This window comes from Pannonibacter anstelovis (genome assembly GCF_036881715.1).
GTDB classification, from domain to species: Bacteria; Pseudomonadota; Alphaproteobacteria; order Rhizobiales; family Stappiaceae; genus Pannonibacter; species Pannonibacter anstelovis.
The window spans coordinates 1-13,535 of record NZ_JBAKBF010000011.1; the positions used below are offsets into that span (position 1 = coordinate 1).

General features: G+C 69.2%; 14 protein-coding genes. 10 read left to right on the forward strand and 4 right to left on the reverse strand.

Annotated features, from left to right (window positions below):
• Window positions 1-67 precede the first annotated feature (67 nt).
• The 10 genes from V6L75_RS16105 to V6L75_RS16150 all read left to right on the forward strand — a co-directional run bounded on the left by V6L75_RS16105 (window position 68) and on the right by V6L75_RS16150 (window position 11,155).
• Window positions 68-2,272 (forward strand): phage tail tape measure C-terminal domain-containing protein, encoded by a 2,205-nt coding sequence (locus V6L75_RS16105; protein WP_334252649.1) that lies wholly within the window; start codon window positions 68-70, stop codon window positions 2,270-2,272.
• A 61-nt stretch (window positions 2,273-2,333) separates the two neighbouring features.
• Entirely contained in the window at window positions 2,334-2,960 is a 627-nt protein-coding gene (locus V6L75_RS16110) for a DUF2460 domain-containing protein (RefSeq protein WP_334252509.1), read from the forward strand.
• Window positions 2,957-3,841 carry a DUF2163 domain-containing protein gene (locus V6L75_RS16115; protein WP_334252510.1) on the forward strand — a complete coding sequence of 295 codons (885 nt, stop codon included), beginning with the start codon at window positions 2,957-2,959 and terminating at the stop codon, window positions 3,839-3,841. The genes V6L75_RS16110 and V6L75_RS16115 overlap by 4 nt, the downstream gene beginning before the upstream one ends.
• A complete protein-coding gene (locus V6L75_RS16120) occupies window positions 3,838-4,284 on the forward strand; it encodes an NlpC/P60 family protein (RefSeq protein ID WP_334252511.1) in 447 nt (148 codons plus the stop codon). Before V6L75_RS16115 ends, V6L75_RS16120 begins: the two co-directional genes overlap by 4 nt.
• Before the next feature lie 9 nt (window positions 4,285-4,293).
• Window positions 4,294-8,259 carry a baseplate multidomain protein megatron gene (locus V6L75_RS16125; protein ID WP_334252512.1) on the forward strand — a complete coding sequence of 1,322 codons (3,966 nt, stop codon included), beginning with the start codon at window positions 4,294-4,296 and terminating at the stop codon, window positions 8,257-8,259.
• A 53-nt stretch (window positions 8,260-8,312) separates the two neighbouring features.
• Window positions 8,313-8,693: a hypothetical protein gene (locus V6L75_RS16130; RefSeq protein WP_334252513.1), complete on the forward strand. Its 381-nt coding sequence runs from the start codon at window positions 8,313-8,315 to the stop codon at window positions 8,691-8,693.
• A gap of 74 nt (window positions 8,694-8,767) precedes the next feature.
• A complete protein-coding gene (locus V6L75_RS16135) occupies window positions 8,768-9,844 on the forward strand; it encodes a DUF2793 domain-containing protein (protein WP_334252514.1) in 1,077 nt (358 codons plus the stop codon).
• A gap of 20 nt (window positions 9,845-9,864) precedes the next feature.
• Entirely contained in the window at window positions 9,865-10,152 is a 288-nt protein-coding gene (locus V6L75_RS16140) for a DUF6127 family protein (protein WP_023851444.1), read from the forward strand.
• 74 nt (window positions 10,153-10,226) lie between these two features.
• Window positions 10,227-10,901 carry a YcbK family protein gene (locus tag V6L75_RS16145; RefSeq protein ID WP_334252515.1) on the forward strand — a complete coding sequence of 225 codons (675 nt, stop codon included), beginning with the start codon at window positions 10,227-10,229 and terminating at the stop codon, window positions 10,899-10,901.
• The gene (locus V6L75_RS16150) at window positions 10,898-11,155 is read left to right on the forward strand and encodes a hypothetical protein (RefSeq protein ID WP_334252516.1); all 258 of its coding nucleotides are present in this window, start codon (window positions 10,898-10,900) and stop codon (window positions 11,153-11,155) included. Before V6L75_RS16145 ends, V6L75_RS16150 begins: the two co-directional genes overlap by 4 nt.
• Before the next feature lie 193 nt (window positions 11,156-11,348).
• On the opposite strand, the gene V6L75_RS16155 is transcribed toward V6L75_RS16150, so the two are convergent.
• The 4 genes from V6L75_RS16155 to V6L75_RS16170 are packed head-to-tail and all read right to left on the reverse strand — an operon-like array spanning window position 11,349 to window position 13,505.
• Window positions 11,349-11,825: a DUF411 domain-containing protein gene (locus V6L75_RS16155; RefSeq protein WP_334252517.1), complete on the reverse strand. Its 477-nt coding sequence runs from the start codon at window positions 11,823-11,825 to the stop codon at window positions 11,349-11,351.
• A gap of 29 nt (window positions 11,826-11,854) precedes the next feature.
• On the reverse strand, window positions 11,855-12,454 hold the full coding sequence (locus V6L75_RS16160) for an SCO family protein (RefSeq protein ID WP_261497807.1): 600 nt from the start codon (window positions 12,452-12,454) through the stop codon (window positions 11,855-11,857).
• Window positions 12,436-12,906 carry a copper chaperone PCu(A)C gene (locus V6L75_RS16165; protein ID WP_107754788.1) on the reverse strand — a complete coding sequence of 157 codons (471 nt, stop codon included), beginning with the start codon at window positions 12,904-12,906 and terminating at the stop codon, window positions 12,436-12,438. Before V6L75_RS16165 ends, V6L75_RS16160 begins: the two co-directional genes overlap by 19 nt.
• 5 nt (window positions 12,907-12,911) lie before the next feature.
• Window positions 12,912-13,505 carry an SCO family protein gene (locus V6L75_RS16170; protein ID WP_334252518.1) on the reverse strand — a complete coding sequence of 198 codons (594 nt, stop codon included), beginning with the start codon at window positions 13,503-13,505 and terminating at the stop codon, window positions 12,912-12,914.
• Window positions 13,506-13,535: the final 30 nt, after the last annotated feature.

The window sequence follows — 13,535 nt, forward strand, 5'->3', positions numbered from 1 at the left end:
CGGCGGCGGCATAAGAGGTTGAAAAGACGGCGCGCCTGGGGCCGCCCCGGCCGCCGCTGGCGTGGCGATGATCCGCTCCGGCCTGCAGACGGTCGATGCGCAGGCGAAGCTGGCGCAGTCGCTCGGCACCACGGTCGCCTCGATCCAGACGCTGGAGCGCGCGGGCGAACTGGCGGGCGTCTCCATGTCCGGCATCGAGCAGGCGACCAAGGATCTGACGCGTCGCCTCAGCCAGGCGGCCGCCGGGACCGGCCCGGCCGCTGATGCGCTCGACCGGCTGGGCCTTTCCGCCACCGAGCTGATCTCTCTGCCGCTGGACCAGCGCGTCGGTGCGATCAACGCCGCCATCGAGGACTTCGTGCCCGCGGCCGAACGCGCCGCCGTGGCAGGCCAGCTGTTCGGCGAGGAAGGCTCGATCGCCATGTCGCGGATCGACACCGCGACGCTGCGCCAGGCGACCGAGGACGTCCTCGCCTTCGGGGTCGTCGTCTCCGAGCAGGATGCGGACCAGATCGAGCGCACGAACGATGCGATCTCCCGGCTCGGGCTGATCTGGCGCGGGCTGTCGAACCAGCTGGCGGTCGCCGCGGCCCCCGCGCTGGAAGCTGTCGCCAACGCCATGGCGGCGGTCGCCAGCCGGACCGGCCCGCTCGGCATCGCGATCCGCGGGCTCTTCGACAACATCGGCCGCCTGACGACCTATGCCGCGACCTTCGCCGCCTTCCTCGCGGGCCGCTGGGTGGCGGGGATGGCCGCTGCCGCGCTCTCGGTCCGTGGCCTCGCCACGGCGCTGGTCGTCCTGCGTGGGGCGCTGATCCGCACCGGCATCGGGGCACTGATCGTCGGCGCTGGCGAGCTCGTCTTCCAGTTCACCCGCCTCGTCTCCGGCGCGGGCGGGTTCGGAGAAGCGATGTCGCTCCTGAAGGACCTCGCGATCGAGGTCTGGGAGCGGATCAGGATGGGCGCGGCGGCTGCAGGTGCGGCCGCCACGGCGATGTTCTTCGACCTGAAGGCCGATGCCGCCTCAGGAATGCAGAGCGCCGTCGAGAGCGTCGTCGGTTTCGGCAACACCGCCGCGAACACGTTCGAGGGCGCCTACGAGGCGATCAAGGCGATCTGGGGCCTGCTGCCCGCCGCCATCGGGGATCTGGCGTTCCAAGCGGCCAACAGCCTGGTCGACGGCGTCGAGGCGATGCTGAACGGCGTGGTCTCGCGCATCAACGGCTTCATCGGCGGGATCAATCAGGGGCTGGAAGCGCTCGGGTCGGAGCGGCGCATCTCGCTGGTGCCCGACCTCGACCTCGGCGAGATCGAGAACCGCTTCGAGGGCGCGGCCAATGCTGCCACGACAGCGGCACAGGCGGCCTTCGACCGGGCCTTCGAGGACAATCCGCTGATCGCGCCCGATCTCGGTCTGACCGAGGCGGCAAACCGGGCGCTCGAATCCGCGAATGTCTACCGGGGCGCCGCGCGCGATCTGGCCGACGGAGCGCGCGCGCCACTGGAAAGTTGGCAGGCCCTGCGCGATGCGGTGAGCGGAACCGACGAGGCCAGTGCCGGTGCGCTGACCGAGGCCACCGCAGCGGCCGAGCGGCTGGAGACGGCCCTCGGCGATGCGGGACGAGCCGCGACTGGTGCCGGCGCGGCGGCCGGAGCTGCCGCCGCTGCGGCAGAGCCCGCGACCGAGGCTGCCGTCACCGGTTGGCAGGCGGTCACGGCGGCGCTGTCGGACTATGCCAGCAAGGCGCGCGAGATCGGCGGCGATATCGGCCAGAGCCTCGTTGGCGCCTTCCAGTCGGCCGAGAACGCGGTGGGCCAGTTCGTGAAGACCGGCAAGCTCGACTTCCGCGACATGGTCACCTCGCTGCTGGCCGATCTCGCCCAGCTGGCGGCGCGGCGGTTCATCCTCGGGCCGATCGCCAATGCGCTCTCCGGTGTGTTCTCCGGCGCGGGCGGCATCTTCGCCAACGTCCTGCATGCGGGCGGGATGGTCGGATCAGCCGGGCCCTCGCGCATGGTTCCGGCCATGGCCTTCGCCGCCGCGCCCCGGATGCATTCCGGCGGCATGGCCGGGCTTCGCCACGACGAGGTGCCCGCGATCCTGCAGCGCGGTGAGCGGGTGCTGTCGCGGCGCGAGGCGCAGAGCTACGGCGCGGGCGGCGGGGTCAACGTCACCATCATGGCGCGCGACGCCGAAAGCTTCCGGCAGTCCCGCACGCAGGTCGCGGCCGACATTGCTCGGGCGGTGTCGCTCGGGCGGAGGGGCATGTGAGTGCGCCCCCGCAAGTGGGAACCGGTTGCGGGAGCCAAAGCACGAACCATGGAGAGACTTGATGGCGTTTCACGAGCTCCGGTTTCCCGACAACATCAGTCGCGGCGCGCGGGGCGGCCCGGAGCGGCGCACCCAGATCGTCGAGCTCGCCTCGGGCGACGAGGAGCGCAACGCCAGCTGGGCCAACTCGCGCCGCCGCTACGACGTCGCCTACGGCATCCGCCGCGCCGACGACCTGGCGGCGGTCGTCGCTTTCTTCGAGGCGCGCAACGGTCGGCTTCACGGTTTCCGCTTCAAGGACTGGGGCGACCACAAGTCCTGCCTGCCGTCGGGCACGCCGTCGCCGACCGACCAGGCGATCGGCACCGGCGACGGCGCGACGACCGCCTTCCAGCTGGTGAAGCTCTACGCCTCCGGTGCGCAATCCTGGACGCGGGCCATCGCCAAGCCGGTGACCGGAACCGTGCGCATAGCGCTCGGCGGGGTCGAGCAGCCTTCCGGCTGGTCCGTCGACACCGCCACCGGCGTCGTCACCTTCAGCGCCGCGCCGGGTGCTGGCGTCGCGATCACCGCCGGGTTCGAGTTCGACGTGCCGGTCCGCTTCGACACCGACGTGCTCGACGTGACGCTCGACCTCGAGCGGCTCGGCTCGATCACCTCCATTCCGCTTCTGGAACTGCGCCGATGAAGACCCTCGCTCCCGCCCTGCAGGCCCATCTCGACGAGGGCACGACCACGCTCGCCTGGTGCTGGCGGATCGCCCGCGCCGACGGTGTCGCCTTCGGCTTTACCGACCACGACCGGACGCTCAGCTTCGACGGGACCGATTTCGAGCCGGAAAGCGGGCTGACGGCCTCCGAGGTGCGCTCCGGTTCGGACCTGTCGGTCGATGCGCAGGATGCAGAGGGCGTGCTGACCTCCGACCGGATTACCGAAACCGACATCCTGGACGGCCGCTGGGACAACGCCCAGGTCGAGGTCTGGCGGGTGAACTGGGCCGATACGAGCCAGCGCGTGCTGATGCGCCGGGGCGCGATCGGCCAGATCCGGCGCGGGCGGCTCGCCTTCGTCGCGGAGGTCCGCTCGCTGGCCCATGTGCTGGGTCAGACGGTGGGTCGGACCTTCCAGGCGACCTGCGACGCCGCGCTCGGCGATGCGCGCTGCGGTGTCGACCTGGAGGACCCCGCCTTCATGGGCACCGGTGCGGTGATCGACCTTCTGCGCGACCGTGCCTTCACGGCCTCGGGCCTCGGCGCCTTCGACGCCGTGTGGTTCACCTTCGGCACCATCGAATGGACCAGCGGCGCGAATGCGGGGCGTCGCGCGGAAGTGCTGGGCCACGACGTCACGGATGGCGTCGCGATCCTGACGCTGCTCGAAGCGCCGGTGCGCGCGATCGCTGAGGGAGATGCCTTCATCATCCGCGCCGGCTGCGACAAGCGCATCGAGACCTGCGGCGCGAAGTTCGCCGACACGGCCAACTTCCGCGGCTTCCCGCACATCCCCGGCCAGGATGCCGTGCTGCGCTACGCCACCAAGGATGGCGGGCACGAGGGCGGCGTGCTGTGACGCAACCTCCGGCATCGGCCGACCCGGCGCGCGTCATCGCCATCGCGCGGTCCTGGCTCGGCACCCCCTACCACGACCAGGCCAGCCTGCGCGGCGTCGGCTGCGATTGCCTCGGGCTCGCGCGGGGCATCTGGCGCGATGTCGTCGGCCCCGAGCCATCCCCCATCCCGCCCTACAGCCGCGACTGGGGCGAGACGGGGCCGCGCGAGGTTCTCGCCGAGGGTGCGCGGCGGATGATGATCGAGGTATCGCCTGCCGAGGCGAGTCCCGGCGCGCTGGTCCTCTTCCGCATGAGGCCGCGCGCCATCGCAAAGCATGTCGGGATCCTCACCGGGCCCGCCACCTTCCTCCATGCCTACGAGCGGCTCGGCGTCATCGAGGAACCGCTCAAGCAATCCTGGCGGCGGCGCATCGCCTTCGCCTTCCTGTTTCCGCAACGCTGAGACCCGACCATGGCCACCCTCGTTCTCGGTGCCGCTGGCGCCGCCATTGGCGGCAGCATCGGCGGCGCGATCCTTGGCGTCAGCGCCGCGACCATCGGTGGCTTCATTGGCTCGACCATCGGCTCTGTGGTCGACAGCTGGATCATCTCGTCGCTGGCGCCCGCGCAGCGCATCGAGGGCGCGCGGCTCGACACGTTGCGCATCACCTCGGCCACCGAGGGCGCGGTCATCCCGCGGCTCTACGGCCGGATGCGAATGGGCGGCAACGTGATCTGGGCGACCGATTTCCGCGAGGAGACGAAGACCACGACGCAGGGCGGTGGCAAGGGCGGCGGGGGCGGCAAGGTCAAGACCACCGAGTATCTCTACTATGCCAGCTTCGCCGTGGCGCTTTGCGAGGGACCGATCACCGGCATCGGGCGCATCTGGGCTGACGGCAAGCCGATGGACCTCAGCGGCGTCACCTGGCGCTGGTATCCGGGCGACGAGGCGCAAACGGCCGATCCGTTCATCGCCGCGAAGATGGGCGCGGCCAGCACGCCAGCCTATCGCGGCACGGCCTATGTGATCTTCGAGGAGCTGGCGCTTTCCACCTATGGCAACCGCCTGCCGCAGCTCTCCTTCGAGGTGTTCCGGCCGCTGGCCGATCCCGACACCGCCGAGGGGCTGACCCGCGCCGTCACCATGATCCCGGCCTCGGGCGAGTTCACCTATGCCACGCAGGCGATCCGCAAGACCGACGGCGGCGCTACGGTGCCCGAGAACCTGAACGCGCTGGCCGACTCCACCGACATGGTGGAGGCGCTGGACCGGCTGCAGGCGATGGCCCCTGTCGTCGAGAGTGTCAGCCTCGTGGTGGCGTGGTTCGGCGACGATCTGCGCGCGGGCTCCTGCAAGGTCCGGCCGGGCGTCGAGGTGTCCGCCAAGTCGACCACGCCCGCCAGCTGGTCGGTCAATGGCGTCAGCCGCGCCAACGCCTTTCTGGTCAGCCGCGACGACCAGGACCGCCCGGTCTATGGTGGCACGCCGTCCGACTTCGCGGTGGTGCAGGCAATTCAGGAGATGAAGGCGCGCGGGCTGCGGGTGACCTTCTACCCCTTCATCCTGATGGACGTGCCGCCCGGCAATACGCTGCCGAACCCGTATTCCGACAACGCCGCCGCATCGGGCCAGCCTGCTTTTCCTTGGCGGGGCCGGATCACCTGTTCTCCCGCCGCAGGCTACGCGGGATCAGTCGACAAGACGGCGACGGCCGCCACGCAGGTGGCGGCGCTGTTCGGCGCAGCCACGCCCGCGAGCTACAGCGTCTCGGGTCTGAAGGTTTCGTGGACAGGCACGCCCGGCGACTGGGGCCTGCGCCGCATGGTGCTGCACTACGCCCATCTCTGTGCGGCGGCGGGCGGGGTCGATGCCTTTCTGATCGGCACCGAGATGCCGGGGCTGACCACGATCCGCTCGGGCGCGTCCATCTATCCGGCGGTGCAGGCCTATCGGGACCTGCTTGCGGATGTGCGCTCGATTCTCGGGTCGGGGACGAAGATCGGCTACGCGGCGGACTGGAGCGAGTATTTCGGGCACCAGCCCGGCGACGGCTCGGGCGACGTGCTCTTCCACCTCGATCCGCTCTGGGCCGACCCGGAGATCGATTTCGTCGGGATCGACAACTACATGCCGCTGTCGGACTGGCGGGACGGGTTCGAGCACGCCGACGCGGCCGAGGGCTGGCCCGCGATCTACGACCGGGCCTACCTGCAGGGGAACATCGCGGGCGGCGAAGGCTTCGACTGGTTCTATGCCAGCGCGGCTGACCGCTCCGCGCAGGTGCGCACCCCGATCACCGACGGTGCCGCCAGCAAGCCATGGGTCTTCCGCTACAAGGATCTGCGCGCCTGGTGGTCGAACCCGCATTACGACCGCCCGGGCGGGGTGGAGAGCGGCACGCCGACGGAGTGGACGCCGCAGTCGAAGCCGATCTGGTTCACCGAGCTCGGCTGCCCCGCCATCGACCGGGGCACCAACCAGCCCAACGTCTTCTTCGACCCGAAATCGTCCGAGAGCTTCACGCCGCATTTCTCGCGGGGCTGGCGTGATGATGCCATCCAGCGCGCCTATCTCGAGGCGACCTGGCTCTGGTGGGGAGAGGCCGCGAACAACCCGATCTCCGCCGTCTACGGCGGCCGGATGGTGCATGTGCCCGAATGCGCCGCCTGGACCTGGGACGCGCGGCCCTATCCGTTTTTTCCCGCGCTGACCGACGTCTGGACGGACGGCGCGAACTGGCGGCTCGGGCACTGGTTGACCGGGCGGCTCGGCGCAGTGTCGCTGGCCGCGCTCGTGCGGCACCTCTGCCTGCGCGCGGGGCTGCCCGAAGATCGCATCGATGTCACGGGGCTCTGGGGCGCGGTGGAGGGTTACGCCATCACGGCGCTGGAAAGTCCGCGCGCCTCGATCACCACGCTGTCGCGCCACTTCGGCTTCGACGCCGTCGAGACCGAAGGGGTGATCCGCTTCGTCATGCGCGGCCGGGCCTCCGTCGCGACCCTCGCACCCGACGATCTGGTGGCCGCCCGCGAGGGCGACGTGCTGGAACTGACGCGTGGCCAGGAAACGGAACTGCCGCAGGCGTTGAAGTGGCAGATCGCCCGCGCCGATGAGGACTACGACGCGGCCCTCGTCGAGGCGCGTCGCATTACCGTGGACACCACCCGGATCGCGTCCGAGTCCTTCCCGATGGCCGTGCCGCCCGAGGAGGCCGAACGCCGCTGCCGCCGTGCGCTGATGGAGGCGTGGGTGGGGCGCGAGACGGCAGCGTTCCGATTGCCGCCCTCGCGCCTGGCGCTCGATCCGGCCGACGCGATCCGGCTCGCGCATGACGGGCGACTGGTCGATCTGCGGCTGGTCTCCATCGCCGACGCGGAGGCGCGCGGCATCGAGGCGGTCCGCCAGGACCGGGCGACCTACGATCTGCCGCCCGGCGATCCCCGCGCAGCGTCGCTGACGCGGGCGGTCGTGTTCGGCGCGCCGGATGCGGTGCTGATGGACCTGCCGCAGCTGACCGAGGACCAGCCCGCGCATCGGCCGATGGTCGCCGCGCATGCAGTTCCCTGGCCGGGCGAGATGGCGGTGTTCCGGAGCCCTTCGACCGATGGCTTCGAGCTGCTGACCACCTTCGGCAGTCGCGCCCGGATCGGGACACTGGTCTCGGACTTCTTCGCGGGGCCCACCTCGCGCTTCGACCTCGGCAATGCGCTGGTGGTCGATCTGCTCACCGGCACGCTGGAGAGCGCCACCGATCTGGCGCTGTTCGGCGGCGCCAACGCGCTCGCGATCGAGAGCGCGCCTGGGGTCTGGGAGATCGTGCAGGCGGGTGCGGCGGAGCTGCTGGCGCCCGGCCGGTATCGGCTGACCCGCTTGCTGCGGGGCCAGCGCGGGACCGAGGATGCCATGGGCAACCCGGCCCCTGCAGGCGCGCGGGTCGTGGTGTTGGACACCGCGCTCGCGTCCCTGCCGATCGCCGAGGCCGATCTTGGCATCCCGTGGAACTGGCGCATCGGCCCCGCAAGCCGCCCGGTCAGCGACGAGACCTACGTCGCCCAGACCTTCACGCCAGAGGGCGTTGGTCTGCGACCATTCTCGGTCGCCCATGTCGAGCAGCCATGGCGCAGGCCGCACACCCCCGGCGATCTGACGATCCACTGGACGCGCCGGTCCCGAGCGCTGGCGGCCGACAGCTGGGGCGGCCTGGAGGTGCCGCTGGCCGAGGAACTGGACGCCTACGATGTCGAGATCCTCGACGGCGCCACCGTGAAGCGGGTGCTGAGCACCGCCACCACCAGCGCGGTCTACACCGCCGCCCAGCAGAGCGCCGACTGGGGCGGGCCGCTCGGGCCCGGCGACACGCTAGACATCCGCATCCATCAGCTCTCCGCTCTTGTCGGGCGGGGTGCGCCCAAGGCTGTAACGCTGAGCTTCTGAGGTAGCTCAATGAGTTCTGGCACGGCGCGCGATCTACGTCGTAGGCTTGGGACATGCGCCCCGAGGACGAAGACAGGATTGCAGCCCAGCTTGCCAGAGTGATGGCCGTGGCCTGCGTGCGCAACACGCAGCTTGAGACACTCCACGCGGGTCAGGTGCCTGCCTCGCGCACAGGCGACGGCAGCGACATCATCGTAGTGGACGCAGACGGCAACCGCATTCCGTGGTCCGAGGTCTCGCGGATCGACGACGACGAGATGCGCGCGCTGATGCGCGAGATCGTGGATCGGCTCTACACCTTCCATCTGAGGATCGACGACCCGGCCTTCCGGGCCGAGATTGATCGCTGGGCCGCAATGACCGCGAAGTGGGACGCGCCGAAGCCCGACCCGGTTCTGTCGGCCATTCCGGGGAAGACGCCCGAGCACGGGTAGCTCGTCAGCACCACCGCTGCGCCACTGTTCGCCGCCTGCCATGCAGGCGGCGTTCTTCGTTCTGGAGACCGTCCATGTCCGATGCCACGACCCATCTGCTGCTGCCCTACATCCTGGCGGCGCAGGCCCAGAAGCACGTCACCCACAACGAGGCGCTGAGGATCCTCGACGGACTCGTGCAGCTCTCCGTCCTCGACCGGGGCCTGACCGTTCCGCCTGGAAGCCCTGCCGATGGCGACCGTTACATCGTCGGCTCGGGCGCGACGGGCGACTGGGTGGGGTGGGACCTGAACGTCGCGCTCTGGACCGACGGCGCCTGGCTCCGCTTGCCACCCCGGACCGGCTGGCGGGCATGGGTCGAGGACGAGGGGCTGCTGCTGGTCTACGACGGCGCGGGCTGGACCGGGACCACACCGGCCACGCTGCAGAACATGGCGCTCCTCGGGATCGGCACGACGGCGGATGCGTCGAACCCGTTCTCGGCCAAGCTGAACGCCGCGCTCTGGACGGCGAAGACCGTGGCCGAGGGCGGCACCGGCGATCTGTTCTACACCATGAATAAGGAGGCGGCAGGCGACGATCTCGGCCTCACGCTCCAGACCGGCTTCGTGACCAAGGCGCTGGTCGGCCTGTTCGGCTCGGACAGGTTCCGGCTGGCAGTCTCTGCCGATGGCAGCACCTTCTTCGACGGGCTGAGCGTCGACAACGCCACCGGCATCGTCGACCAGCCCCGGCTGCCCCGCTTCAAGGCATACACGAACTACGACAACTACGTCGGTGTCGGGACCTGGACGAAGATCGGCCTCAACAACACCGACACCAACGATCAAGGGGCGTTCGACGCCGCGAACAACCATTTCGTCGCGCCCGTGGACGGCACCTACCTCTTCGGCGCGACGCTGCTCTACAAGATCAACGCCAGCGCCACGGCGAGGATGCGCGGGCGGTTGGTCCTGAACGGCACGACCGAAATCCGCGGCTCCCTCGGTGAAATCTCTGCCACCCATGTCTCGCTCGCCACCGCGATCTGGCTGCAGACCATGGTCACGCTGACGGCAGGCGATACCGTCGAGCTGCAGGGGTATTTCCGGGTCGCGGACGGCTACTTCGCCGCCGACCACACGTCCTTCTGGGGCTGCAAGGTCGGCTGAGCGGCGGAAGGAGGATCACGATGACACCACCCCGATCCGAGGGCTTCGTGCGCATGCCCGACGCCGAGTTCGAGGCGATCCTCACGCGGGCCGCCGAGGAAGGCGCCAAGCGCGCGCTCGCCGATGTCGGTCTCGACGGCGACGAGGCCGCGCTCGACATCCGCGATCTGCGCTCCCTGGTGGACTGCATCCGGCTGGTCCGCCGCACAGCCATGCAGACGGCCGTCCGCATGATCACCACCGGCGTGATGCTGGCGCTGCTCGCGGGCATCGCGATCAAGCTGAAGATCTTCGGCGGCGGCCCGTAGCCGCTCACCATTCCCCATTCATCAGCCCGCAATGACCCGCCCTCGAGGCGGGTTTTTCGTTTTGGAGGACCCACATGACCACGACCTTCTACGACCACTGGCGCGATGTGCCCGAGAGTGCCTGGCGCTGGCCCAACTTCTCGCCAGCCGAGATCGCCTGCCGAGAGACGGGCAAGCTGCTGGTCAATGAACCCGCGCTCGACCGGCTGCAGGCGCTGCGCGACCGGCTGGGCAAGCCGCTGATCGTGCGTTCCGCCTATCGCAGCCCCGAACACAACCGCGCCGTCGGCGGCGCGACCCGGTCGAAACACCTCGACGGCGCGGCCTTTGACATCGCCATGGCGAACCACGACCCGGTTGCCTTCGAGGCCGCGGCGCGGGAGGTCGGTTTCCTCGGCTTCGGCTTCTACCCGCGCTCGGGCTTCATCCATGTCGACCTCGGCCCCGCGCGGCAGTGGGGCGAGCGGTTCCCGGTACGGGCGACGGCATTTGCAGCAGAGACGCCGCCCGCACGCGAAGTGCTGGCCGAGAGCCGCACGATGAAGGGCGGCGGGGCGGCCGGTGTGGCTACGTTGGGCGCCGCGGGCGTCGAGGTCGCCCAGAGCGTCCTCGCCGAGACCCAGTCCGCCATCCTGCCGCTGGTGCCGTACCTCGACACGCTCCGCTGGGTGTTCATCGCCGTGGCGCTCGGCGGGATCGCGATCACGATCTACGCGCGGCTGGACGATTGGAAGCGGGGCCGCCGATGATTGGTGCGCTCCTCGCTGGGTTCGCCACCAACCCGTGGGCCCGGACGGCTCTGCGCTACGGCGCCATCGCGCTCACAGTGCTCCTGTTCCTGTTCGCACTCCGGCGCTCCGGCGAACGCACGGGCCGCCTCGCCGAACGTCTCGAAACATTGGAGGAAACCAATGGTGTTCAACGCCGGATGCTGGATGCGGCGGCTCGCCGTCCTCGCGACCGCGACGAGCTTGCTGACCGGCTGCGCAACGGTCGCTTCTGAACCGCGCCTCGCAACCGCCTGCCCTCCCGTCATCGAGTACAGCCGTGAGTTCCAGGCGCGCGCGGCACAGGAACTGTCGCGGCTTCCGAATGGACTGGCGATAGCGGAAATGCTGAGCGATTACTCTGTCATGCGCGAGCAAGCGCGGGCGTGTCTGCGCCTCTGAACAGTCGCCGACCGGTCAGCCTACCGGTCAGGCAGCGGGATAGCTGGCATAGACTTCGGCCGACCCGTCACGCCGGATGAGGAACACCTCATAGGCTTCACGTTCACTTTCCGGCCCCATCCCGGGCGATCCATAGGGCATCCCCGGAACGGCAAGCCCGACCGCGTCCGGGCGTTCGTCGAGAAAGCGGCGGATGTCAGCAGCGGGGACATGGCCTTCGAGCACATAGCCCTCGATCATCCCTGTGTGGCAGGAGATCATTCTTTGAGGCACACCCACTTCGGCCTTGTAGGTCATCAGGAGCGTGCCGTAGCGCTCCTCGTCCGTCACGGTGAAACCCTCGTCCCGAAGATAGGCGACCCAGGCGTTGCAGCATTCGCAGCCGGTTCCCTTGACGACATGGATCGACGGGCCCGCGCTGCGCACCGGACTGGCCGCGAAAGTCGCGACGGCGAGGCCGGACAGCAGCATCGTGCGGCGGGTCAGAAGGGGTGTGTTGGTCATGTGGCTCTCCGGAAAAACAGGTGTGGCTGTCAGGTCAGAACCCTGCGGATCTTCGGCAGGGCGAAGCGGCGGTCCTCGTGGTAGTCGATGATGCTGGCAAAGCGCCCATCGGCGCGGAACAGGAACACACCGGCGGTGTGGTCCATGGTGTAATCCCCGTCGCGGGGCACCTTTTCGAACCGGGCGCGGAAGCCTGCGACGGCGCGTTCGACCTCGGCCAGCGAGCCGGTCAGGCCGGTGATCCGTGGATCGAAGTTTGCCAGGTAGTCGGCCAGAACTTGCTGTGTATCCCGTTCGGGATCGACGGTGATGAAGACGGTGTTCAACCGGTCGGCGTCGGGCCCGAGCTCATCCAGCCAGCCCGAGATGTCGCTGAGGGTGGTTGGGCAGACATCGGGGCACCAAGTGAAGCCGAAGAAGGCCATGGTCGGGCGGCCGATCCAGTCTGCCGGGCGCACCGGTTCACCGCGATGGTTGGTCAGGGCAAAGCCCATCTCGCCGATGGGCAGTGGCAGAAGCGCGGCGGGCGGCTGCGCGCGGCCGCGGCTTTGCAACCAGCCGAGGCCGAGCGTGAAGGCCAATGCACCGCTCGCGCCTCCCAGACCAAGGATCAGTTGGCGTCGTCGCAATCCGGACCCTCCGCCCGTAGCGACAGAACCTCGACATTGACGACGACTTCCCCGGCATTCTGGAAGGAGAGTGTCACCGGGAAGCTGTCGCCTTCGGCCAGTGTCGTGGTCAGGCCCATCAGCATCCCATGATAGCCGCCGGGCGCCAGCTCGACGGTTTGGCCAGCCGGAACCGGGATCGACATAGCGTGTGGCATTGAGGCGATGCCGTCGGTCACCACGGTTTCGTGCAGCATCGGCATGCCAGCAGCCGGGGTCGCGATGCCGATCAGCGCATCATCTGTGCTGCCGTTGTTGGTGATCTCGACATAGAATACCCCCGGCCGGTCCGCGCCGATGGTGGCGCGGGACCAGGCGTGTTCGATATTCAGATCGCCCAAGGTGAAGGTTTCGCAGGCCAGCACGGGGGCGGCGGATAGGGTGAGGAGGGCTGAGAGGATCAGGGATTTCATGGCGGTCACAATCTGGGTTGAAGGTCGGCAAGGATATCGGTGGCGGGCGTGCCGTAGGTGAACTGACGCAGCCAGTCACCCTCGGGCCCGATGAGGTAGAGCGCCGGGCTGTGCGACATGGTGTAGCCGTCGGGGGCGGCGGCATCGCCCTCGCGCGCGTAGAAGATGCGGAAGCTGTCCGCCGCGGCGCGGGTCTGTGCCTCGTCCCCGGCAAGCCCGATGATCGACGGGTGGAACGCCGCGGTGAACTCGGTCAGCCCCAGTCTGCGATCCCGCTCGGGATCGATCGAGATGAACAGAGGCTGCACAAGGGCAGCGTCGTCGCCCAGATCGTCCATCACCTGCGCCACTTCGGAAAGTGTTGTCGGGCAGACGTCCGGGCAGTTGGTGAAGCCGAAGAAGACCAGAAGATGCTGGCCCGAAAACTCGGCAGGGGTGCGCACCCGACCCTCGGCATCCGGCAGCGTGAAGGTCGGTCGGAAGGCGGCTTGCGAGACAGCCTCCGACGCACGGTTTGGCAACAGCACGAGCAGCCCATAGGCCAGCGTGGCCAGTCCCGCCGCCGCCCAGAGGATTTTCTGTAACCTTGTCAACCGCATCCGTAACCTGCCTGTTTATTGCTCTCTGTC